This window comes from Acidiphilium sp. MT5 (assembly GCF_054767495.1).
In genome coordinates this window covers 69,640-90,579 of record NZ_BAABMR010000012.1, presented here as the reverse complement: position 1 = coordinate 90,579, position 20,940 = coordinate 69,640, and the positions used below count along the sequence as shown (strand labels likewise).

The following is a 20,940-nucleotide window of genomic DNA, read 5'->3' as shown; positions in this document are numbered from 1 at the left end:
GGGCTGGCTTTGAATGGGTAAACTTGTGCAATGGTATCGTTATAGCATCACAGGTCAGGTGCCACGGCGCTCGTCAATGGTGGCTTTGGTTGTTGGCACGATTTTGAACGTGATTAATCAAGGCGATCAGTTGGTTGCTGGCGATAAGATCAATTTTATCAAAATTATCCTCACTTACATTGTGCCCTATTGCGTTGCGACCTATGGGGCAGTGTCCTATCGGATTGGGCTCGAGCGCGCGGCGTTAGTCGATCGGAATGATTGCAAAAACGCTTGATGTGATATGCATATATCGGACATCAATTAGCGTAACTAAATCGATGTTGATTACGAATACTCTATATCGATACCGATTGTCGATATCGCTACTCATGAAAGGGTTTCGGTTATGTCCAAACATCTCATTCTCGCGATTGCCACTGTTGGTGCCCTTGTGGTGGGTTCGGTGGCGCATGCTTCGGCGCCTCAGCAATGCACGGCGCATGATCGGCTGGTGCAAGCGATCAATGCGTCATACCATACGCAATTCGCGACGCACTGCACCAACGCAGCGGCATCGGCGACTGTGGCTCACGTGCGGCCATCAAGCGCGCATCATTGCTGATCGTGCTGGGATGAGCTTTTAAATTGGTTGATATTTTGGAGGCATGATGGGATTGCACCGGTTGGTTAGATTGACGGGTGGCGCTTTGTTGATGGTGGTTGGTTGTGTTGCCGGTGCGCAGGCGCTGACAACACAACCACCGGCATTTTCGGCGGGTTCGCTCAGCGGCTGGAAGCCAAAATTATTCTCCGGGCGGGCGCCGACGCGCTACCAAATTACCCGCGATGGTCATGACCAAGTGTTGCATGCTGTTTGCCAGAATAGCTCGTCGGGGTTGATTTGGGCGCATCGGATTGATTTGCGCCAGACGCCGATTTTGAGTTGGCGCTGGAAAATTGGGCGGATTTATCCGGGTCTTGATCCGCATCAGAAGGCGGGAGATGATTATCCTGCGCGGGTTTATGTGGTTGCGGGTAATCCGCTATTGCCATGGACGTTGCGTAGTCTTGTGTATGTTTGGGCGAATGGGCCGGTGCAGGCTACGGTGCATGGGCTGCATGGCACACCGTTCTATCCTGATCCTTACACGGGGCAGGCTGAAATTGTTGCGCTTGAGCAGGGAAGTGGCAAAGTTGGTGATTGGGTCAGCGAGCAGCGCAATGTGCGCGCCGATTTAGCGCGGGCGTTTGGCGGACATCGGCAGGTTATTGGCGCAATTGCGGTGATGAGCGATTGCGATGATTCTCACAATCATGGCCAAGCTTGGTATGGGGATATCAGCCTCAAGCCGGACGATTCCGCACCGAAATGAGGCGGGTGGAGGTTGCACGGGGCGCGTAAGCTTGGCTTAGTTCGAGATTTCGAGTGTAACACCGGCATTTTCTAGTATGGCGGCGATGGAGTCTGGGGGCGGGGCATCGGTGTAGAGTGCCGTAATTTCGCTGATATGGCCGACCTTAACCATGGCGGGCCGACCAAATTTCGAGTGGTCGGCGACGAGGAACACGCGGCGTGAGTTTCGGATGATCGCTTGCGCGCAGAGAACTTCGTCAAGGTCAAAATCGAATAGATCGCCATCCATATCGATGCCGGAGATGCCGATAATACCGATATCACAACGATATTGATTGAGCATTTGCACGGTGAGCTGGCCAGTGACCGCGCCATCGCGATTGCGGACTTTGCCGCCGGCCATCACCACGGAGAAATTCGGGTTTTCGCTCATGATTTTGGCGACGTTGATATTGTTGGTGATGATTTTCAACTCGCGATGCGACAGCAGGGCCCGCGCGGTCTGTTCGGTTGTGGTGCCAATATTGATAAAGAGTGAGGCTTGATTGGGAACGTCATTCGCGACATTGGCCGCTATCCGCTGTTTGGCGGCGAGGTTCACCACCTGGCGGCGCTCATATTCCATGTTCTCGATTGAGGAGGCGATGCCAGCACCGCCGCGATAGCGCGATAGCCGACCTTCGGCTGCGAGCAGATTCACATCGCGCCGGATGGTTTGCACGGTGACGCCAAGATCTCTGGCAAGCGCCTCGATGGTCAGGAAGCCTTGCCTGCTGACCATGTTGATAATGCGGGCCTGACGCTGCTCGTTCCCTTGATTTTCAGACACGCTTATTCTCCTGTTGTGAGATTAGATTAGCATCATTGGGGCGCCATTTCATCCTTCGGCTATGTTGCAGTGCGAAAGCCTGTGAGGGATATTGTCAACAATTAGAATTAAAAATGTCCATCAAATTTTCGCTTGCGAACATTTTTGCGATTGTTTACACTCAACGGCAACATCTGAGAGGAAATCAGGTCCGCTATGTTCGATGCCGATCAGAACCATCCGGTCGACCTATTGATTGTCGGCGGCGGGATTAATGGCGCTGGGATCGCGCGCGATGCGGCGGGGCGCGGGCTTTCGGTGTTGCTGGTTGAGCAGCATGATCTTGCCTCACACACCTCGTCGGCCAGCACCAAGCTGGTGCATGGCGGCTTGCGGTATTTGGAATATTATGAATTTCGGCTGGTGCGCGAGGCGTTGATGGAGCGCGAGCGTTTGCTGGCTATGGCACCGCATATTATTTGGCCGCTGGAATTTGTGCTGCCCCATTCAAAGGAGCAGCGTCCCGCTTGGCTTATTGCAATGGGGCTGTTTTTGTATGACCATTTGGCCAAGCGTGAACGGCTTCCGGCCTCCAAGGCGGTGCGGTTTGGGCCGCATCCGGCTGCAATGATTTTGAAACCTGACTATCGGCGCGGTTTTACGTATGCTGATTGTTGGGTTGAGGACAGCCGGTTGGTGGTGCTGAATGCGATGAGCGCGGCGGAACTTGGCGCTGATATTCGCACGCGCACCAAGCTGTTATCGGCGCGGCCTGTGGGAGCGCTGTGGGAAGCAGTGATCCAGGATGAAAATGGCCGATGCGAGACGGTGGTGGCGCGGGCGATGGTTAATGCCGCAGGGCCTTGGGTCGGTGATATTCTGAGTTCGAAGCTGGGCCGCAACAATACGAAGACGGTGCGATTGGTGAAAGGCAGCCATATTATTGTTAAGCGGCTTTATGAAGGCGATTTTGCATTCATTTTGCAGAACCCCGATCAGCGGATTATTTTTGCGGTGCCGTATGAGCATGAATTCACGCTGATTGGCACTACTGACATTCCGTATGATGGTGATTTGGGCGCTATTGCGATTTCTGACGATGAGACCCAGTATTTATGCGAGAATGTATCGCGCTATTTTCGTCAAGCGGTCACGCCTGCGGATGTGGTGCGGAGCTATTCGGGGGTGCGGCCGCTTTATGACGATCATTCGGAGAATGCCTCGGCGGTTACCCGCGATTATGTGCTCGATGTTGACGGTGGGGGAGAGCAACCTGCTCTACTCTCGGTGTTTGGCGGTAAGATCACGACCTTTCGTAAGCTCGCTGAGCATGCGTTGGAAAAACTGCTGCCGGCGATGGGGCGTGATGTGGGGCGCAGTTGGAGTGCTGGCTCGCCCTTGCCGGGCGGGGATTTGCCGGGGGCTGATTTCACGGCATACCTTGCCACCATTATTGCGCGATATCCGAATTTCTCACCGCTCTTTCTGCATCGTTTGGTGCGGGCTTACGGCACGCGCTGTGTGCATATATTAGGGGACTCGACCTGTTTTGCGGATTTGGGTGAGGATTTTGGCAGCTTCTTGACCGCACGCGAGGTGGATTATCTGGTTCAGCACGAATGGGCGCGCACAGCTGAAGATATTCTCTGGCGCCGTTCGAAATTGGCTTTGCATGTGCCGACTGAAACGCCAGCAAGGCTTGCGGCCTATTTGCAGACGGCGGGCGTGGCGCATGCGACGGCAATGGCGTAGGAGCGTCTGCTAATTAGGTTAGTCGTTATTGTTCCGGGAAATAAACGAAATGACAAAATATGTTGGTGCGATCGATCAAGGAACGACGAGTTCGCGCTTTATTGTTTTTGATAAGCACGGCACGATTATTTCGGTCGCACAAAAAGAACATAAACAAATCTATCCACAGCCGGGCTGGGTTGAGCATGACCCGATGGAGATTTTGGCGAATACCAATGAAGTTGTTGGTGCAGCCTTGGCGCGCGCCAATTTGACGGCTGCTGATCTGGCCGCCGTGGGCATTACCAATCAGCGTGAGACGACGGTGCTATGGGACAAGGCGACCGGCCAACCTTTATGCAATGCGCTGGTGTGGATGGATACGCGCACGGATCAGCTTGTGCATCGTTTCGCGCGCGATGGGGGACAAGATCGGTTCCGGGCCAAAACCGGCTTGCCGCTCGCGACCTATTTTTCGGGTTTGAAATTACTGTGGATTCTGGAAAACGTTGAAGGAGCACGGCGGAAAGCGGAAGCAGGCGAGGCGCTGTTTGGGACCATTGATTCCTGGTTGACCTGGAATTTAACGGGCGGTGCGCAGGGTGGTTTGCATCTGACGGATGTGACGAATGCGAGCCGCACCATGCTGATTGATTTGGCGACCTGCGATTGGGATGCGGATATGCTGCGGAAGTTTAATATTCCAAGCGCATGTTTGCCAAAGATCGTTGCGTCATCGACGGTTTATGGTGAGATCAAGACCGCGACATTGCGCGGAACCAAGTTAGCCGGGATGCTTGGTGATCAACAGGCAGCGTTGGTTGGCCAGACCTGCTTTGCGCCGGGCGAGGCGAAAAATACCTATGGCACTGGCTCGTTCATGCTGATGAATACCGGCACTGAGCCGGTGCAATCAAAGGCGGGGCTGCTAACAACGATTGCGTATCAATTTGGCACCGAAAAACCGCGCTATGCGCTGGAAGGCGCGATTGCGATAACGGGGGCGTTGGTGCAATGGTTGCGCGATAATCTGAAATTGTTCGATGAGGCGGCGCAGATTGAAAAGCTGGCGCGCAGTGTGGATGATAACGGCGATGTGTATATCGTGCCGGCATTTTCCGGGCTTTATGCGCCGTATTGGCGCGATGATGCGCGTGGCGTGATTGCCGGACTGACACGCTATGCGACGCGGGCGCATTTGGCTCGTGCAGCGCTCGAATCCACAGCCTATCAAGTGCGTGACGTGGTGGAGGCGATGCAAGAAGATAGCGGCATCAGGCTCGCGACTTTAAAGACCGATGGCGGCATGGTGGCGAATGAATTGCTGATGCAATTCCAGGCTGACATTCTCGATGCGCCGGTGGTTCGCCCGCTCATGACGGAAACCACGGCCTTGGGCGCGGCTTATGCTGCGGGGCTTGCGGTGGGCTATTGGCAAAATGTTGATGATCTGCGGGCAAATTGGGGAATCGATAAGATTTGGGAGCCAAAAATGACCGCGGAGAAGCGTGAACATCATTATAAATCGTGGAAAAAAGCGGTCCAGCGCTCGTTCGCCTGGGTCGATTAACAATCAAATTGGAGAAATTCGCCCGGTAGAAATCGTAAGATCCAGCGTCATTGTTACGCGCAGCGCTGGCGTCAAAGCCATAAACTCGGGAACATCATCCACGATCACTCCCACTCGATGGTGCCTGGGGGTTTGCTGGTGATGTCGTAGGTGACGCGGTTGATGCCGCGCACTTCGTTGACGATGCGACCGGCGACGCGGTTTAGGAAGGTCATTTCGAAAGGGTATATATCGGCGGTCATCCCATCGGTGCTGGTCACGGCGCGCAGGGCGCAGGCGTAGTCGTAGGTGCGGCCATCGCCCATGACGCCGACGCTGCGCACGGGTAGGAGCGCCACGAAGGCTTGCCAGATTTGATCATAGAGGCCGGCGGCGCGGATTTCGTGCAGGTAGATGGCGTCCGCCTTTTGCAGGATCGCGACTTTTTCGCGATCAACTGGGCCGGGGATGCGAATGGCGAGGCCGGGGCCGGGGAAGGGGTGGCGGCCAACCAAATTTTCCGGCAGGCCGAGTTCGCGCCCTAACGCGCGGACTTCGTCTTTGAATAATTCGCGGAGTGGTTCCACCAGTTTGAGGCGCATGCGCGCGGGCAGGCCGCCGACATTATGGTGTGATTTGATGACGGCGCTGGGGCCGCCGCTGACCGAGACGCTTTCGATCACATCGGGATAGAGGGTGCCTTGGGCGAGGAAGTCGGCACCGCCGAGTTTCTGGGCTTCCTGCTCGAACACATCGATAAACAAGCCGCCGATGATTTTGCGTTTTAGCTCGGGGTCGCTCACACCGGCGAGGGCGGCGAAAAACAGGTCCGAGGCGTCGCGATGGATCAGGCGGATATTGAAACGATCACGGAACAGGCCCACCACCTCGTCCGCCTCCTGCGCGCGCAGCAATCCGTGATCGACGAAAATGCAGGTGAGTTGATCGCCAATCGCTTCATGGATCAGTGCTGCGGCGACAGCGGAATCAACACCGCCGGAGAGGCCGCAAATGACCCGACCGGTGCCGACTTGGGCTTTGATGGCGGCGCGCGCCGTATCGCGGAAATTGGCCATGGTCCAGCGCCGCGAGAGGCCGCAGACCCGATGGACGAAATTGCCGAGTAATTGCGCGCCGTGCGGCGTGTGCATCACTTCGGGGTGGAACATCAGCCCGTAAAATCGACGGGTATCATCGGCGATGACGGCATAGGGTGCGCCTTCGCTGACGGCGACGGTGCGAAAGCCAAGCGGTGGGGCGCTGATATGATCGCCATGGCTCATCCAGACGGTTTCTTGGCTGCCAGCGTCCCAAACCCCCTCGAACAAGCCGCAATTTTCGGTGATGTGCACTGTGGCGCGGCCAAATTCGCGGATGTCCGCGCTATCAACGTCACCGCCGAGTTGCGCACACATAGTCATTTGGCCGTAGCAAATGCCGAGCACCGGCACGCCGGCGTGAAACACCAGCTCAGGCGCGCGCGGCGAGCCGGGTTCGCTGACGCTGGCGGGGCCGCCTGAGAGAATATAGCCGTTGGCGCCGAAGGCCGCGATGCGCGCGGGGTCGGCGTCGAACGGCCAAATCTCGCAATAGACGCCGGCTTCGCGCAGGCGGCGGGCGATCAGTTGGGTTACTTGGCTGCCGAAATCGAGAATCAGAATCCGCTCGGCGTTTTGGTGCTCGGTCATGGCAATCTATGAGCACTTCCCGCCGCGCGGTTCAATCTCTGTTGGGGTGTGTGCGGGTCAGACCAGATGTTCGGCAAAGAAGGCGAGGCTGCGATGCTCGGCAATTTCGTTGGCCTGGCTGTTGAAGCTGGCGCGATCATGGCAGCCAAAGCCGTGATCGGCGCCGGGATAGATGAAAATCGGGATTTCGGGGTGGGATTTCTGGATCGCTTGGACATCGGTGAGCGGGATGCCTTTATCCTCGGCGCCGAAATGGAGTTGCACCGGGCAATGGAGTTCGTCGTCCTTGCTGGCGGCGATGCCCCCGCCATACCAGCCGATGGCGGCTTTGAAGCTTTTGCTGCGGGTCGCTCCCCACCAGGCAATGGTGCCGCCCCAGCAATAGCCGATGATGCCGGTGGGGCGCGGCGACAAGGCCGCGGCAGTGGCCTCGATGTCGAGCATCACGTCCGCTTCGTCGATTTTGGCGCGGAGTGCCAGACCCTTTTGGATGCCGTCCTGGTTATAAGCGAGTTCGACGCCGCGTTCGACACGGTCAAACAAAGCAGGCGCGATCACCCGGTAGCCGAAGGAGGCCAAATGGTCGGCGACTTGGCGCATATGGCTGTTGACCCCGAAAATCTCTTGCACGACCACCAGCCCGCGCCGGGCGGTGGTTTCGCCTGCGGCGTAGGCTGCAAATTTATGGCCGCACGCGGCGGTTAATTCGATCATTTCGCCCATGATTATGCTCCATCTGGTTTGGTAAAACGTGAAAACTCGTCAGCAACGCGCTGATAGATATGATGTTTGAACGGAACTGCCAGAGCCACGATGGTGGCCAGGGACACCCAGCGCCATTCGGAGAATTCCGGATGCGGATCGGCATCCAGCCGGATCAGGTCATCGGTTCCGAGAAATCGCAGCGCGAACCAACGCTGGCGTTGACCGCGATGGCGATTACCCAGTTTTTGCATCACCTCATCGGGAAAATCATAGGTGAGCCACTCGGGTATTTCGCCGATGATGGTTACGGCATCGGTGCCGATTTCCTCGCGCAATTCGCGGATCACGGCGCGGCGCGGATCTTCGCCAGCATCGATGCCGCCTTGGGGCAGTTGCCAGGGAAATCGTTCGAAGGCTTTAAGGTCAGTGCGGCGGGCGACCAGGATTTCGCCTTGGCGGTTGAACAAAGCGGCACCGACATTGGCGCGATAGGGCAGGGCGGTGGGTTTTTCGGCGGGTTGGGTCACTTGTGGGCTCCGGTTGCGATGAGCGCACTAACTGGCACCAGCGCGGTGGTAGCGGGGCGGTGCGCGGCCCAGGCGGTCAGGGCGGCCAGTTCGGCGCTGTTGGGCGATTCGATGACGCCGATGGCCGAACCGCTGCGATGGGCGAGGCGAGTGAGGCGAACGAGGCCGGCTTTGAGGCCGGTAACGCCCTGATCGGCGGTCATGACCACGCTCGCGCGCCCGGTATCCGGCCCGTCCGGCAGGGCGGCGGCGGGATTGATATCGAGCATGAACAAACCATCGGCTTTCAGGCTGTTGATCAGCCAGAACGCATCGGCGGGATCTTGCAGGAAGCGCCCGCTGGTGGACAGGCCGCCCGCATCGGTGACGCCAACATAGCCTTCAAAGCGCGAGAGCGCCCAGTCCAGGGCGCGGCCATTGACGTCCGATTGATTGCCGATGCTCAGAATATAGGGTTCTTGACGCGCAGACACGCCGCCGATGGGCAGGCTGACCAGGGTTTCGTGGCCTGAGCGGCGGGCGGCGCGGGCGAGTTGGTGCAATTCCAGACCGAACGGGGTGATCGCGATGGCAACGTAAGCCGGCAGATGGGCAATGGCGTCGGGGCCTGGGCCGTTCAGCGCGCCGAAGCCGGTGACCAGCAGGGCGATGCGCGCTTGATGGGGTTCGCGCGGCGGGGGCGGTGCGGCGTAATAATGTTTGGGCGGCACGCCATAGGGGCTGGGCCGGGGGATGGACCAGGCGGCATTGTAAATGCTGGGGCGGGACAAAGCCGCGCTGGGGGCGGCAATCGTGACGATGGGCGGGTTTTCGGTTGGCGGACCGAGATAATCAAGCCACGCCGCACCGAGGGCGGCGCCGCCCAGAATGATCGCCCAGAACCAGACGACGCTGCGGGGCAGCGCCACCAATTCACGCATCACCAGCGACATGGTTACCCATGGCATGGTTCATCGCGCGGGTGATGGGATCGGGGACTGCACGGGTCAGGGCGATTTCGCAGCGTTGGGCATTGCGGCCATCGCGGCGACCAGCTTGAGCGCGGTTTGCAACTGATAATCGGTGCTCGGCACGCCAGGCTTCAGCGCGGGGAAGTTTGCGGGTGGGCGCGGATCGATGGTTTTCACCATGGGCGGTAGGGTGATTTTTGGCGGCAGTTGCGGCGCTTTCAGGCCGGAGGGGTTGTGGAAGGCGTTGGGCATATTGGCCTCGCGCACTTTCGGGAAATGATCCTTGGGGTTGCGGGTTTCATGCACCACGATATCCGGCGTGACGCCGTAATCCTGCAAGGACTTGCCGGATGGCGTGTAATAGAGGGCGGTGGTCAGGCGCAGCGCGCCGTGGCCGGGAATGCGGAAAATGGTTTGCACCGAGCCTTTGCCGAAGCTGCGCGTGCCCATGACCACGGCGCGGCGATTTTGCTGCAGGGCGGCGGTGACGATTTCGGCGGCGGAGGCGGTGCCGGCATTGATGAGCACGACCATGGGTTTGCCATGCAGAATATCGCCCGGATGCGCATACCAGACCGCGTCATCTTCCGAATGGCGGCCATGGGTTGAGACGATTTCGCCGGAATTGAGGAAATCATCAGCGACGGCGACGCCCTGATCGAGCAAGCCGCCGGGATTGTTGCGCAAATCAAGCACATAGCCGGTGATCGGGTGGCCCTTGGCTTTGGCGTCCTTGTTGAGTTTGCGCACGGCGCGGCGAATATCGCGATTGGCGTTCTGGGCGAAGCTGGTCAGGCGCATATAGCCGATGGTGCCGTACAGATGGCTATGGACGGCTTTGACGTGGATGATGGCGCGCACCAGCGTGACGGTGATTGGTTTTTCAATGCCGGCGCGCTTGATGGTCAGGGTGATTGGTGAGCCGACCTTGCCGCGCATGTCATTGACCGCTTGGCTCAGTGACAGGCCCACCAGTGGTTTTTGGTTGATCGCGACAATCAGATCACCGGGTTTGATTCCGGCTTTGGCGGCGGGGGTATCATCGATCGGGGTGATGACTTTGATGAAGCCGGACGCTTCGGACACTTCGAGGCCCAGCCCGCCGAACTGGCCGGAGGTTTCGGCCTGCATATCCTTATACTGGCGCTTGTTCATATAGCCGCTATGCGGATCAAGCGCTGCGAGCATGCCATTGAGAGCGCCGTAGATGAGTTTGCGCGCGGGTTCGGGTGTGACGTAATCAGCGCGAACGCGCTCGAACACGTCGCCGAACAGGCTGAGTTGTTGATCGGTCTTCGAACCGGGTGCGTCATCGGCCAAGGCCGCGTGGAACGCGGGCGCTATGGTGCCAACACCAATCCCGAGCACAAAACCGCAGGACACTAATAATCCAGCCTTACGCGTCATCCGTTTTCAATCCCTTGTCTATTCCATCACCATGCGGGGGCTTGGTGCGGAAGTCCAGCCATCACCACTTCGCTAATGGACCCCCGCAAATCCCAGCGCCGGGTTAACCGGCTTACCATCATGGCGCAATTCTACATAGAGTTTCGGCGCGTTGGCGCCTTCATTGCCGTGCGCCGCCATTGCGGCAATCGGCTGACCGGGCACGATTTTTTGACCAACATGCACAATAAATCGGTGAACGCCGGCGATCACAAAATCGTTTCCATCGCTGCAAGAGAGGATCATCAGCTTGCCGTAGGATTGGAATCGACGCGCAAAAGCGACGCGCCCGGCGCAGCTTGCGCTGACCATCGCGGCGGGGGCGGTTGCGAATGTATCGCCCAAAGCGGGGCCGGCCATGGTTTGATCGCCGAATTGGCGCACCAAGCGCCCAGCGACCGGCGCGCCGCGCAGATCGCCCGGAGTGTTCTTGTTGGGAGTGTTCCTGTTGGGCGCGTTATTGTTGGAGGCAAATGGCTTGATCCGCGCGGCGGCGGCGCGGGCGGCGGCCCGGCGTTGTGCGGCTTGCAGGCGCGCGATCAGGCCACCGAGCGATCGGGCTTGCGCGGCATGGGCGGCGGCGGCGCGGCGGGCGCGCGCTTGGATTTCGCTTGCGGCCTGCTGGGCGGTTTGAGCGGCGGTGATGGCGGTTTGCAATTGGTCACGCGCGGCTTTTTGGCTGGCGATGGCGGTTTGCAGCGCCGCTTGCTGGGTGGCGACTTGCGCCCGCAGCGCCCGGTCTTGCGCGATGACGGCGCGCAAGGCGGTGGCGCGTTGATTAATTTCGCGGGTCAGGCCGCGCATCACCAAAGCGCCCTGCACCGCGCTGCCCAAATCGCGGCCACTGCCGAGCAGGCTTGCGGTGGGGTGCAGCGCAAGGCGGAGCATGACTGGAATGAGGGGCCGGATCGAGGCGGCGTCACGGGCGCGGGTGGCATCAGCTTGGGTCATCGCTTGATCGAGCGCGGCGAGGCGGGCGGTGATGCGCGCCGTATGGTCTTCGGTTGCGCGCAAGGCGGCATTCAGGGTGATTTCTTGTTGGGTCAACGCATCGGCGCGGCGCTGCGCCGCCGCTTCACGGCGCGCGGCGATGGCGGCGCGTTGTTGATCGGCCTGGGCACGCTGCAGGGCGGCGGCACGTTGTTGTTCGGCGTGGCTCAGGCTCGGCGGGGCGGCGCGGGCATCACTGATGAACGCGGCTGGGTGCAAGCGGGCGAAAAACAGGGCCAGCCAGAGCGCCAGTGTTAATCGGGACAGGAGCAAAAAATCAGCGCGCAAGGGGGGATTGGGCATCGGCGCGGATGAGGAGCGATTGCCCGGTCATCGCGGCGGGCTGAGGCAAGCCGAGCAAAGCGAGCAGGGTGGGGGCGATATCGGCCAGCCGCCCATCATGCAGGCCGACAATGCCCGGCACGCCGGCAAGCAGCACCGGCACCTGGTTGAGCGTGTGGGCAGTGTGCGGGCCGCCGGTTTCCGGGTCTTTCATTAATTCGCAATTGCCGTGATCGGCGGTGACCATCAGCGCGCCGCCTTGGGCCGCGATGGCATCGGCGATGGCGCCGAGGCCGGTATCGACCGCTTCGACCGCCTTGATCGCTGCGGCCAGATTGCCGGTATGACCGACCATATCGGGGTTCGCGTAATTCAACACGATCAGATCGAACCGACCTGAGCGGATTGCGGCGACCACCTTATCGGTGAGTTCCGGGGCGGACATTTCCGGCTGCAAATCATAGGTCGCGACTTTGGGGGAGGCGACCATGATGCGCTCTTCGCCGGGGTATTTTTGCTCGGCGCCGCCATTGAGGAAATAGGTGACATGCGGGTATTTTTCGGTCTCGGCGGCGCGGAGCTGGCTCATGCCGGCAGCGGCGACGACTTCGCCGAGCAATTGGTCCATCGGTTGCGGGGGGAATAAGGCCGGCATCCAGCGATCAAGCGCGGTGGAGTAAGAGACCATGCCCAATGTCGCGGCGAATTTGACAGTTTTTGCGCGCGCGAAGCCATCGAAATCGGGATCGAGCAGGGCGGTGAGGATTTCCCGTGCGCGGTCTGCGCGAAAATTGGCGCAGATCAGGCCATCGCCGTTTTGCATGCCCGGATAGGCGGCGATGGCGAAGGGGGGTGCGAATTCGTCGGTCTGGTCGGCGGCGTAGCTCGCTTGGATGGCGGCGGCGGCGGTTTCGGCTGGGGTGCCTTTGGCAGCGGTGAACAGATCATAAGCGCGCTGCACCCGCTCCCAGCGATGATCGCGGTCCATCGCGAAATAGCGGCCACAGATCGTGCCGATTTCGGCGGTTGCGGGCAGCGCGGTTTGCAGTTCATCGAGGCAGGCGGCACCGGATTGGGGCGGTGTGTCACGCCCATCCATCAGGGCGTGAACCCAGATTTTTATGCCGGCGGCGGCGATCAGGGTGGCCAGAGCGGCGATATGGCGCTGATGGGCATGCACGCCGCCAGGGGATGCGAGGCCGATGAGATGACAAGCGCCGCCGCTTTGGCGCAGGGCGGTGATGAAGCGAGCGAGTTCGGGATTGGCGGCCAGCGATCCATCCGCGATGGCGCTGTCGATCCGGGGTAATTCCTGCATCACCACCCGCCCCGCGCCAATATTAGTGTGGCCAACCTCGGAATTGCCCATTTGACCCTCGGGCAAGCCGACATCGAGGCCGCTTGTGCGCAGATGGGCGTGCGGCGCGCTCGCCCAGAGCTGGTCGAAATGCGGGGTGCGGGCGAGGGCTACCGCGTTATCGGCCTGGTCGGCCCGGCAGCCGAATCCGTCGAGAATGGTTAACATGACTGGTCGCATGATGATTGCTCCTTACCGGGTAATCGCCGACGATTCTATTGGATTTTGTGACTTTCCGGGCCGTTTGCCGCCATTTGTCGGGCGCGGTCGCGCCAATAGCGCGCGGCGGCGGGATCACGCGGCACGAACAGGCCTTGCTGATACATGATCGCCAGATTCCGGGCGGCGACGGCGTTACCTTGGACAACCGAGCGCGCCAGCCAGAAAAAGGCTTGCTGCGGGTCGGCTGTGACGCCATGGCCGGTCATCAGCAGGTAGCCAAGCGAATTTTCCGCTTGCGGGTTGCCACGCTCAGCCCCGATTCGCAGCCAATAGAGGGCGCGTTTGAGGTTTTGGGGCTGGGCGTTACCGCGCTCATAGAGCGTGCCGAGATTGAACGCGGCGGCGGCATTGCCATGGGCGATGGCGCGCCGATACCAGATTTTGGCGGCTTTGATGTTTTGCGCTCTGCCATACCCGTATTGGCAGGTGACGCCATACCAGAATTGGGCGTCCGGATTGCCGAGTTCGGCGCGCAGGCCGAGCACTAACCCATCGACCGGATTGCCAAACGCGGCGTTGCGCGCTTGCGCCTTGGGTGTGCGCAAGGTGATGAAGGCGAGTGATGCGGCCAAGGCGGCGATGCCGACGAGCGCGTATCCAATCGGGGCATATCCGATCCAGCGTTTCATGGCCGACCGGCCCGATGATAGGGATGCCCGGCCAGGATCGATTGCGCCCGATAGAGCTGTTCCGCGAGGATCACGCGGGCGAGCAGATGCGGCAGCGTTAATTTGCTGAGCGAGAGCACCAGATTGGCGCGGTCCAGAACATTTTGCGCCAAACCCTCGGCACCGCCAATGATAAAGGCGCACTCCCGCCCGGCTTCGCGCCATTGCGCCATTTGGGTCGCGAGACCGAGCGTATCGGGGGCGACGCCGCCACTATCGAGGGCGATGACATGCTGGGTGGGTTTGATTCGCGCCAGGATGGCGGTGGCTTCGCGGTTTTTGATTTCGGCGGGGCTGCCAACGCCATCGGCGAGGGCGATCAATTCCAGGCGGGGATTGATCCGGGCGGCATAGCGGTTGAACAGGTCAGATTCCGGACCTGTGCGGTCGCGACCGATGGCAAGCAGGCTCAATCGCATCGCTGAGCGCCCGGATCAGGCCGGTTCGTCGAGGTCGGCACCCCACATTTTTTCGAGCGCATAGAGCGCGCGGGCCTCGGCCTTGAACAGATGCACCACGATGTCACCGGCATCAACGAGCACCCAATCTGATCCGCTGGCCCCTTCGGTCTGCACGCGTTTGACGCCGATTTCTGCGAGTTTCTCGATCAGATGGGTGGCCATGGCGGCGATCTGGCGATCAGCGAGGCCGGTGGCGATGACCATGCGATCCGCGAAGCTGGCGCGGCCGGCCAGATCGAGCACCACGATGTCTTCGGCCTTGTCATCCTCGAGACTCGCTGCGATCACCGCTTGCATTTGGGCGAGCCGATCCGGCGCGACTTTGCGGCTCGTGGTTTTTTTCGCCGCACTCGGCGTTTTGGGGCCGGCGATCACGGCTTTTTTGCGCGGCGTGCCGGGCGCCTTGGGGGCTGCGTCCGCCGGTTTAGGGGGTTTGCGGGGCGCGCGCGTGCGCGTGGCTGCGGGCGTCGGCGGCGACGGGCGGGAGGGGGTTCGAGCGATGATCAGAACTCCTTGGGTGGGGCGGCTGGCATGAATGTTTGGCCGCGCAAGCGTATCTGGGTTGCTGATAAAGGATTTTCGCGAATCGGCAATAAGCTCCAGCGCGGCGCGGCACTGCGTGCGAGGAGCGTTTGGGCGTTGGCGCGCAGACGGGCATGGCGCAGGCGCTGGGCGGCTTGGCTGGCGAGGGCGATTCGCGTGGAGCCGGGGCGTGGCAGCACGGCGATGGGCATCAGGCGGGTGATGTGCTCCCAGCGTTTCCAGCTTGGGAATTGGCGCAAATTATCAGCCCCCATCAGCCAGACGAACTGCGCGCGCGGGAAACGCTGGCGCAAGGCTTGCAGCGTATCGGCGGTGAAGCGGGTGCCGAGCCGATATTCGATGTCGGTGGCGCGCAGATGGGGATGGGTACATAGGCGTTCCGCCGAGGCGAGGCGCTCGGCGAACGGGGCCATGTCAGCGCTGGATTTCAGCGGATTACCGGGGGAAACCAGCAGCCAGACTTGGTCGAGCCGCAACAGGCGCAAGGCGGCGCGGGCAATATAAGCGTGGCCAGCGTGCGCGGGATTGAAGCTGCCCCCCAACAGGCCGATGCGCATGCGCCGTTTATCGCCGAATCGGGTCAGGGACGCACCTGGCCGGTGCCGGTGATTTGATAGCGATAGGTGACCAACTGATCGAGGCCGACCGGCCCGCGCGCATGCAGCCGCCCGGTGGCGATGCCGATTTCAGCGCCGAAGCCGAATTCGCCGCCGTCGCAAAACTGGGTCGAGGCGTTCCAGAGCCCTACGGCGGCATCGATGCCGGCGAGAAATAGTTCGGCAGTGGCGCGGTCTTGGGTGACGATGGCCTCGGTATGCGATGAGCCGTGGGCGGCGATGTGGGCGAGGGCGTCTTGCACGCCATCGACCAATTTGATCGAGAGAATCGCATCGAGCCATTCGGTGTGAAAATCGGCCTCGGTGGCGGCGGGCAGTTCGGGCATGATGGCGCGCGCGCGGGCGTCGGCGCGAAATGTGCAGCCAAGGGCTGCGAGGTCCGCGACGAGCAGCGGTAGCAGGGTCGGGGCGATGGCGGCATCGAGCAGTAAGGTTTCGGTGGCACCGCAAACGCCAGGACGCCGCATTTTGGCGTTGGCCAGAATGGTGCGCGCCATTGCGGGGTCAGCCGCGGCGTGGATGTAGGTGTGGTTCAGCCCTTCGGCGTGGGCGAGCACCGGCACGCGGGCTTCACGCTGCACGCGCTCGACCAGGCTCTTGCCGCCACGAGGAATGATCAAGTCAATCAGGCCGCTAGCGCCGAGCATGGCAGCGACAAAGGCGCGGTCAGCGTTCGGGGCGATTTGCACCGCCGGGCGCGGTAGGCAAGCTGCATCGAGCCCGGCTTGCATGGCGTCATGAATGGCGGCGGCGGAGTGCAGACTTTCCGAGCCACCCCGGAGCAGCACGGCATTGCCCGATTTCAGGCAGAGGGCGGCGGCATCTGCGCCGACATTGGGCCGGCTTTCATAGATCATGCCGATCACGCCGATGGGTTGGGGCACGCGGCGGATTACCAGGCCATTGGGCCGGGTCCATTCGCCCAAGATTTTGCTGAGTGGATCGGGCAGATCGGCCACCGCTGCGACGCCATCGGCCATGGCGGCGATGCGTGCTGATGTCAGGCGCAGCCGATCGCGGAATGCCTCGCTGGCCCGATGTCCCTGCGGATCAAGGCTGGCCAGATCACGCGCATTGGCCGCGAGAATGGCAGGCTCGTGGGCGCGCAGGGCTGTTGCGGCGGCACGCAACGCCGCGTTGCGCTGCGCGGTGGTTGAGCGGGCGAGTGCGGCGGCGGCGCTGCGGGCGCGGGCGGCCACGGTTTCGATCGACGGGTCGGAAGCGACATCAGTGTCCATGATCGGCGCAAGGTGCGCCGAGCGTTGCCGCAAATCAACTCCCTGCTTGGTGGGCGCGGTTATGGCTGGCGCAAGGGGCGAATAGGGCGCGAGGAGCGAAAATCGTTCATCCTGCCGGGTGGCGCCCTTTCGGCAGGGGCGTGAAACAGCTATCTGGAGCGCATGTCTCCCCGCGCGGTCGGACCGCTTCATCCTGAACCTGCGGCCACCCGGCGGCTGCGCTTGCGTGGTTTTACCGTGCAGGATCATTCGTCGTTTCATCGTCAGATCAATGATTGGGAAATTTGCCGGCGTTTGCCGCAATCGCCCTATCCCTACCCCGAAGCGTTGGCGCGGGCTTGGGTTGATGCGGCGATTACGGATCGGATTCAGGGCACGGCCTATGAGTTTGCGATGATTGAGGTGGCGCATGATCGGTTAATTGGCAGTGCCGGGTTGCGGCTGGCCAAGGAGGCTGACACGGCGAGCCTGGGCTATTGGACCGGGCGGGCGCATTGGCGGCAAGGCTTTGCCCGCGAGGCATTGGAAAGCCTGATTGCCTGGGGTTTTGCCGAATTGCCGATTAGTGCGATCACCGCTGATGTGGCCGAGGATAACCATGCTTCCTGCGCGTTGCTCGCACAGTTGGGTTTTCGCCAAACCGGGGCGGGGCAGGCGCAATTTATCGGCAAGCCGAATGAGCGGATCGCTGTGCTGCATTTTTCGCTCTTGCGCGATTTGAACGAGGATTTTGCCGCATCGGTGACTGCGGAGCCGGTGGCAAAGCCGGTGGTGTTGGTGGCGGCGTGCGCGCTGATCAATCAGGCCGGTGATATTTTGCTGGCACGACGGCCACCGGGGAAGCGTTTGGCGGGGTTATGGGAATTTCCCGGCGGCAAGCTGGCCGCTGGCGAGACGCCGGAAGCGGCTTTGGTGCGGGAATTGGCTGAAGAGTTGGGGATTGGCGTGCATGCGCGTGATCTGGCGCCTTTTGTGTTCGCCTCCCACGCCTATGGCGATTTTCACTTGCTGATGCCATTATATTTATGTCGGCGTTGGCACGGCGAGCCGGTCGGGCGCGAGGGTCAGGCGTTGGCGTGGGTGTCACCACACCGGCTTGATGAATATCCACTGCCGCCGGCGGATCGACCGCTGATCCCCATGTTGCGCGATTTTCTGTAAGGTTCGGTAATGACCCACCATAATCCCACGGCTGCCATTCTGATCATTGGCAATGAAATTCTCTCCGGGCGCACGCAGGATGTGAATGTGCAGTTTTTGGCACAACGTTTGGCCGCACTGGGCCATCGGTTGGAGGAGGTGCGGGTGGTCCCTGATATTGCGCAGCGGATCATCAGTGCCGTGAATGAACTGCGCGCGTCATACGATAATTTATTCACCACCGGCGGTATTGGGCCGACCCATGATGATATCACCAGCGAATGCGTGGCGGCGGCGTTCGGCGTGGCTTGGGAGCCGCATGCGCCAACCTTTGAGGCGATGCGCAAGCATTTGGGCGAGCGGTTCAATGAGGCGCGTCAGCGCATGGCGACCATGCCGCGGGGGGCGGTGCCGATTCCCAATGCGATTTCGGTGGCCCCCGGCTTTTCCATGGCGAATGTGCATGTGATGGCGGGAGTGCCACGGATCATGCAGTCAATGTTCACCGCACTTGAACCGAGCCTCTCGCGCGGAACGCCGATTACCATGCGCGCGGTACACGGGTTTGGGATTTTGGAGGGCAGCATTGCGGCGGGTTTGGGCGCGATCCAGGCCCGGTACGCCGCGTTGGATTTGGGCTCCTATCCGTTTTACCGCGAGCAAGGCTCGGGCGTGGCGATGGTTGCCAAGGGCACCGACATCGCCGCGCTCGATGCGGCGATTGGCGAATGCAGCGATTTGATTGCCTCGCAAGGGATTACGCCGATTGCCGGCGAACCCTCGATGAGTTGAAGTCTCGATGAGTTGAAGTCTTGATCAGGAGAGAAAGATCAGACTTTTTTTGGCGGTAAGGCGAGGGCGAGTGAGAGTTCTTTCAGCCGTGCCGGGGTGATTTCCGCTGGCGCGCCCATCATCAAATCCTCGCCCTGCTGGTTGAGAGGGAAGGCGATGATTTCACGCAAATTCGGCTCATCGGCGAGCAGCATCACCATGCGGTCGATACCCGGCGCGGAGCCGCCATGGGGCGGGGCGCCGTAGCGGAAGGCGTTGAGCATGCCGCCGAAGCGCGCTTCGACCTCCTCGGCGCCGTAGCCAGCGATCTCAAAGGCGCGGATCATGATCTCGGGTTTATGGTTGCGAATGGCGCCTGAAGACAGCTCGATACCGTTGCAGACAATGTCATATTGATAGGCTTTGATGGTCAGCGGGTCTTGGCTGTTCAGCGCCTCCAGCCCGCCTTGCGGCATGGAGAACGGGTTGTGCGAGAAGGCGATGGATTTGCTCTCTTCGTCATATTCATACATCGGGAAATCAACGATCCAGCAGAACTCAAAGCGATTAGGATCGATCAAGCCCAGATCGGTGCCGAGTTTGGTGCGCACGGCGCCGGCGAATTTGGCTGCGCTGTCACGCGGGCCGGCGGCGAAAAACACCGCGTCACCCGGCTTGGCGCCGACGGCTTGGCGGATCGCCTCGGCGCGCTCGGCTTCGAGATTTTTGGCAATCGGGCCTTTCGCGCCCTCGGCATCAAATTGGATATAGCCAAGACCGCCTGCGCCTTCGGCGCGCGCCCACTCGTTCAACTTATCGAAAAAGCTGCGCGGATTGGCGCCACAGCCCGGTGCTGGGATGGCGCGCACCACGCCGCCTGCGGCGACGATTTTGGCGAACAGACCAAAGGCAGAATCGCGAAAGGGTTCGGTGACATCAGCGATGATGAGCGGGTTGCGCAAATCGGGCTTGTCGGAGCCGTATTTGAGCATCGCTTGGTCATAGGGGATGCGCGGGAACGGCCAATCACTGACGAATTTACCGCCAGAAAATTCCTTGAACAACCCGCCCAGGACCGGTTCGATGGTGGCGAAGACATCTTCCTGCGTGACAAAGCTCATTTCGAAATCGAGCTGATAAAACTCGCCCGGTGCGCGGTCGGCCCGGCTGGCTTCATCGCGAAAGCAGGGTGCGATTTGGAAATAGCGATCAAAACCGGCGACCATCAGCAATTGCTTGAATTGCTGCGGGGCTTGGGGCAGCGCGTAAAATTTGCCCGGATGCAAGCGGGCGGGAACCAGAAAGTCACGCGCACCTTCGGGCGATGAGGCGGTCAGGATCGGTGTGGTGAATTCGGTGAAGCCGCGCGCGGTCATTTCGCGGCGCAGCCAAGCGACGATATTCGCGCGTAGCATGATGTTGCGGTGCAGCTTGTCGCGGCGCAAATCGAGAAACCGGTAGTGCAGGCGCAAATCCTCGGGGAATTGAGCGTCGCCGGCGACCTGAATCGGCAATTGTTCCGCCGCCGATTGCACCACCAAGCTCTCGGCGCGCAGCTCGATGGCGCCGGTGGGTAATTTGGGGTTGAGCGTGCCCTCGGCGCGCAGCACCACGGTGCCGGTGATGGTGATGACGCTCTCGACCCGCAGCGACTCGGCCTGTGCGAATAAAGGCGAGCCTTGGGCGAACACGCATTGGGTGAGGCCAGCATGATCGCGCAGATCGATAAAGAGCAACCCGCCATGGTCGCGCTTGGCATGCACCCAGCCAGAAAGCCGGGCGGTGATTCCAGCATCGTCGCTCCGTAGAGCGCCGCAAGAATGGGTTCGGTAATCATGCATGAGCGTCAATCCTGATCAGGGTGGTGGCGCAAATGACGGGCCACCCTCTTTCCTGTCAAGCCAGCCCGTG

The 20,940-nt window shown here is 60.7% G+C and carries 21 protein-coding genes; 7 read left to right on the top strand and 14 right to left on the bottom strand.

The genetic code is table 11. The features are described from left to right. Positions 1 to 13: 13 nt before the first annotated feature. From nrtS to ACYUCQ_RS13480, 3 genes are all read left to right on the top strand, one after another. A complete protein-coding gene (gene nrtS / locus ACYUCQ_RS13490; RefSeq protein WP_460255070.1) occupies positions 14 to 277 on the top strand; it encodes a nitrate/nitrite transporter NrtS in 264 nt (87 codons plus the stop codon). A 111-nt stretch (positions 278 to 388) separates the two neighbouring features. Beyond that, positions 389 to 604, top strand: a complete 216-nt coding sequence (locus ACYUCQ_RS13485) for a hypothetical protein (RefSeq protein WP_460255069.1) — start codon at positions 389 to 391, stop codon at positions 602 to 604. Between the two features lie 43 nt (positions 605 to 647). Further along, positions 648 to 1,355, top strand: coding sequence for a DUF3047 domain-containing protein (locus ACYUCQ_RS13480; protein WP_460255068.1), 708 nt, complete (start codon positions 648 to 650; stop codon positions 1,353 to 1,355). Positions 1,356 to 1,391: 36 nt separating this feature from the next. Here the strand turns inward: ACYUCQ_RS13480 and ACYUCQ_RS13475 are convergent, their stop codons facing one another. Beyond that, positions 1,392 to 2,165 carry a DeoR/GlpR family DNA-binding transcription regulator gene (locus tag ACYUCQ_RS13475; protein ID WP_460255067.1) on the bottom strand — a complete coding sequence of 258 codons (774 nt, stop codon included), beginning with the start codon at positions 2,163 to 2,165 and terminating at the stop codon, positions 1,392 to 1,394. A gap of 195 nt (positions 2,166 to 2,360) precedes the next feature. Between ACYUCQ_RS13475 and glpD the strand changes: the two genes are divergently transcribed. Continuing rightward, positions 2,361 to 3,896, top strand: a complete 1,536-nt coding sequence (glpD, locus tag ACYUCQ_RS13470; protein WP_460255066.1) for a glycerol-3-phosphate dehydrogenase — start codon at positions 2,361 to 2,363, stop codon at positions 3,894 to 3,896. A gap of 49 nt (positions 3,897 to 3,945) precedes the next feature. Beyond that, entirely contained in the window at positions 3,946 to 5,445 is a 1,500-nt protein-coding gene (gene glpK, locus ACYUCQ_RS13465) for a glycerol kinase GlpK (protein ID WP_460255065.1), read from the top strand. Between the two features lie 104 nt (positions 5,446 to 5,549). On the opposite strand, the gene guaA is transcribed toward glpK, so the two are convergent. The 12 genes from guaA to ACYUCQ_RS13405 all read right to left on the bottom strand — a co-directional run bounded on the left by guaA (position 5,550) and on the right by ACYUCQ_RS13405 (position 17,118). Continuing rightward, positions 5,550 to 7,112 (bottom strand): glutamine-hydrolyzing GMP synthase, encoded by a 1,563-nt coding sequence (gene guaA, locus ACYUCQ_RS13460; protein ID WP_460255064.1) that lies wholly within the window; start codon positions 7,110 to 7,112, stop codon positions 5,550 to 5,552. Between the two features lie 57 nt (positions 7,113 to 7,169). Continuing rightward, positions 7,170 to 7,835, bottom strand: coding sequence for a dienelactone hydrolase family protein (locus ACYUCQ_RS13455; protein ID WP_460255063.1), 666 nt, complete (start codon positions 7,833 to 7,835; stop codon positions 7,170 to 7,172). 2 nt (positions 7,836 to 7,837) lie between these two features. Then, positions 7,838 to 8,344: an RNA pyrophosphohydrolase gene (locus ACYUCQ_RS13450; RefSeq protein ID WP_460255062.1), complete on the bottom strand. Its 507-nt coding sequence runs from the start codon at positions 8,342 to 8,344 to the stop codon at positions 7,838 to 7,840. Next, positions 8,341 to 9,291 carry a divergent polysaccharide deacetylase family protein gene (locus ACYUCQ_RS13445; protein WP_460255061.1) on the bottom strand — a complete coding sequence of 317 codons (951 nt, stop codon included), beginning with the start codon at positions 9,289 to 9,291 and terminating at the stop codon, positions 8,341 to 8,343. Before ACYUCQ_RS13445 ends, ACYUCQ_RS13450 begins: the two co-directional genes overlap by 4 nt. Positions 9,292 to 9,330: 39 nt before the next feature. After that, positions 9,331 to 10,701: a S41 family peptidase gene (locus ACYUCQ_RS13440; RefSeq protein WP_460255060.1), complete on the bottom strand. Its 1,371-nt coding sequence runs from the start codon at positions 10,699 to 10,701 to the stop codon at positions 9,331 to 9,333. A gap of 72 nt (positions 10,702 to 10,773) precedes the next feature. Next, entirely contained in the window at positions 10,774 to 12,033 is a 1,260-nt protein-coding gene (locus ACYUCQ_RS13435; RefSeq protein ID WP_460255059.1) for a murein hydrolase activator EnvC family protein, read from the bottom strand. After that, the gene (gene gpmI / locus ACYUCQ_RS13430; protein ID WP_460255058.1) at positions 12,008 to 13,537 is read right to left on the bottom strand and encodes a 2,3-bisphosphoglycerate-independent phosphoglycerate mutase; all 1,530 of its coding nucleotides are present in this window, start codon (positions 13,535 to 13,537) and stop codon (positions 12,008 to 12,010) included. The genes ACYUCQ_RS13435 and gpmI overlap by 26 nt, the downstream gene beginning before the upstream one ends. A 47-nt stretch (positions 13,538 to 13,584) precedes the next feature. Beyond that, a complete protein-coding gene (locus ACYUCQ_RS13425) occupies positions 13,585 to 14,220 on the bottom strand; it encodes a tetratricopeptide repeat protein (RefSeq protein ID WP_460255057.1) in 636 nt (211 codons plus the stop codon). Next, positions 14,217 to 14,678 carry a 23S rRNA (pseudouridine(1915)-N(3))-methyltransferase RlmH gene (locus ACYUCQ_RS13420; RefSeq protein ID WP_460255056.1) on the bottom strand — a complete coding sequence of 154 codons (462 nt, stop codon included), beginning with the start codon at positions 14,676 to 14,678 and terminating at the stop codon, positions 14,217 to 14,219. Before ACYUCQ_RS13420 ends, ACYUCQ_RS13425 begins: the two co-directional genes overlap by 4 nt. Before the next feature lie 15 nt (positions 14,679 to 14,693). Beyond that, the gene (gene rsfS / locus ACYUCQ_RS13415; protein WP_460255055.1) at positions 14,694 to 15,095 is read right to left on the bottom strand and encodes a ribosome silencing factor; all 402 of its coding nucleotides are present in this window, start codon (positions 15,093 to 15,095) and stop codon (positions 14,694 to 14,696) included. 128 nt (positions 15,096 to 15,223) lie between these two features. Then, the gene (locus ACYUCQ_RS13410) at positions 15,224 to 15,820 is read right to left on the bottom strand and encodes a nicotinate-nucleotide adenylyltransferase (RefSeq protein ID WP_460255054.1); all 597 of its coding nucleotides are present in this window, start codon (positions 15,818 to 15,820) and stop codon (positions 15,224 to 15,226) included. Between the two features lie 23 nt (positions 15,821 to 15,843). Beyond that, positions 15,844 to 17,118 carry a glutamate-5-semialdehyde dehydrogenase gene (locus tag ACYUCQ_RS13405; protein WP_460255053.1) on the bottom strand — a complete coding sequence of 425 codons (1,275 nt, stop codon included), beginning with the start codon at positions 17,116 to 17,118 and terminating at the stop codon, positions 15,844 to 15,846. A gap of 162 nt (positions 17,119 to 17,280) precedes the next feature. On the opposite strand from ACYUCQ_RS13405, the gene mutT reads away from it, so the two are divergent. Both mutT and ACYUCQ_RS13395 read left to right on the top strand, forming a co-directional pair. Then, positions 17,281 to 18,279, top strand: coding sequence for an 8-oxo-dGTP diphosphatase MutT (gene mutT / locus ACYUCQ_RS13400; RefSeq protein ID WP_460255052.1), 999 nt, complete (start codon positions 17,281 to 17,283; stop codon positions 18,277 to 18,279). Positions 18,280 to 18,288: 9 nt separating this feature from the next. Then, on the top strand, positions 18,289 to 19,050 hold the full coding sequence (locus tag ACYUCQ_RS13395) for a competence/damage-inducible protein A (protein WP_460255051.1): 762 nt from the start codon (positions 18,289 to 18,291) through the stop codon (positions 19,048 to 19,050). A gap of 38 nt (positions 19,051 to 19,088) precedes the next feature. Here ACYUCQ_RS13395 and aspS read toward each other — a convergent pair whose 3' ends face one another. Continuing rightward, positions 19,089 to 20,870 (bottom strand): aspartate--tRNA ligase, encoded by a 1,782-nt coding sequence (gene aspS, locus ACYUCQ_RS13390; protein WP_460255050.1) that lies wholly within the window; start codon positions 20,868 to 20,870, stop codon positions 19,089 to 19,091. Between the last annotated feature and the right edge of the window lie 70 nt (positions 20,871 to 20,940).

Bases quoted from the DNA above. Each gene is read 5' to 3' on its own strand.
- nrtS (WP_460255070.1), top strand. From the start codon at position 14: ATGGGTAAACTTGTGCAATGGTATCGTTATAGCATCACAGGTCAGGTG.
- ACYUCQ_RS13485 (WP_460255069.1), top strand. From the start codon at position 389: ATGTCCAAACATCTCATTCTCGCGATTGCCACTGTTGGTGCCCTTGTG.
- ACYUCQ_RS13480 (WP_460255068.1), top strand. From the start codon at position 648: ATGATGGGATTGCACCGGTTGGTTAGATTGACGGGTGGCGCTTTGTTG.
- glpD (WP_460255066.1), top strand. From the start codon at position 2,361: ATGTTCGATGCCGATCAGAACCATCCGGTCGACCTATTGATTGTCGGC.
- glpK (WP_460255065.1), top strand. From the start codon at position 3,946: ATGACAAAATATGTTGGTGCGATCGATCAAGGAACGACGAGTTCGCGC.
- guaA (WP_460255064.1), bottom strand. From the start codon at position 7,112: ATGACCGAGCACCAAAACGCCGAGCGGATTCTGATTCTCGATTTCGGC.
- ACYUCQ_RS13455 (WP_460255063.1), bottom strand. From the start codon at position 7,835: ATGGGCGAAATGATCGAATTAACCGCCGCGTGCGGCCATAAATTTGCA.
- ACYUCQ_RS13445 (WP_460255061.1), bottom strand. From the start codon at position 9,291: ATGCCATGGGTAACCATGTCGCTGGTGATGCGTGAATTGGTGGCGCTG.
- ACYUCQ_RS13440 (WP_460255060.1), bottom strand. From the start codon at position 10,701: ATGACGCGTAAGGCTGGATTATTAGTGTCCTGCGGTTTTGTGCTCGGG.
- ACYUCQ_RS13435 (WP_460255059.1), bottom strand. From the start codon at position 12,033: ATGCCCAATCCCCCCTTGCGCGCTGATTTTTTGCTCCTGTCCCGATTA.
- gpmI (WP_460255058.1), bottom strand. From the start codon at position 13,537: ATGTTAACCATTCTCGACGGATTCGGCTGCCGGGCCGACCAGGCCGAT.
- ACYUCQ_RS13425 (WP_460255057.1), bottom strand. From the start codon at position 14,220: ATGAAACGCTGGATCGGATATGCCCCGATTGGATACGCGCTCGTCGGC.
- ACYUCQ_RS13420 (WP_460255056.1), bottom strand. From the start codon at position 14,678: ATGCGATTGAGCCTGCTTGCCATCGGTCGCGACCGCACAGGTCCGGAA.
- ACYUCQ_RS13410 (WP_460255054.1), bottom strand. From the start codon at position 15,820: ATGCGCATCGGCCTGTTGGGGGGCAGCTTCAATCCCGCGCACGCTGGC.
- ACYUCQ_RS13405 (WP_460255053.1), bottom strand. From the start codon at position 17,118: ATGGACACTGATGTCGCTTCCGACCCGTCGATCGAAACCGTGGCCGCC.
- mutT (WP_460255052.1), top strand. From the start codon at position 17,281: ATGTCTCCCCGCGCGGTCGGACCGCTTCATCCTGAACCTGCGGCCACC.
- ACYUCQ_RS13395 (WP_460255051.1), top strand. From the start codon at position 18,289: ATGACCCACCATAATCCCACGGCTGCCATTCTGATCATTGGCAATGAA.
- aspS (WP_460255050.1), bottom strand. From the start codon at position 20,870: ATGCATGATTACCGAACCCATTCTTGCGGCGCTCTACGGAGCGACGAT.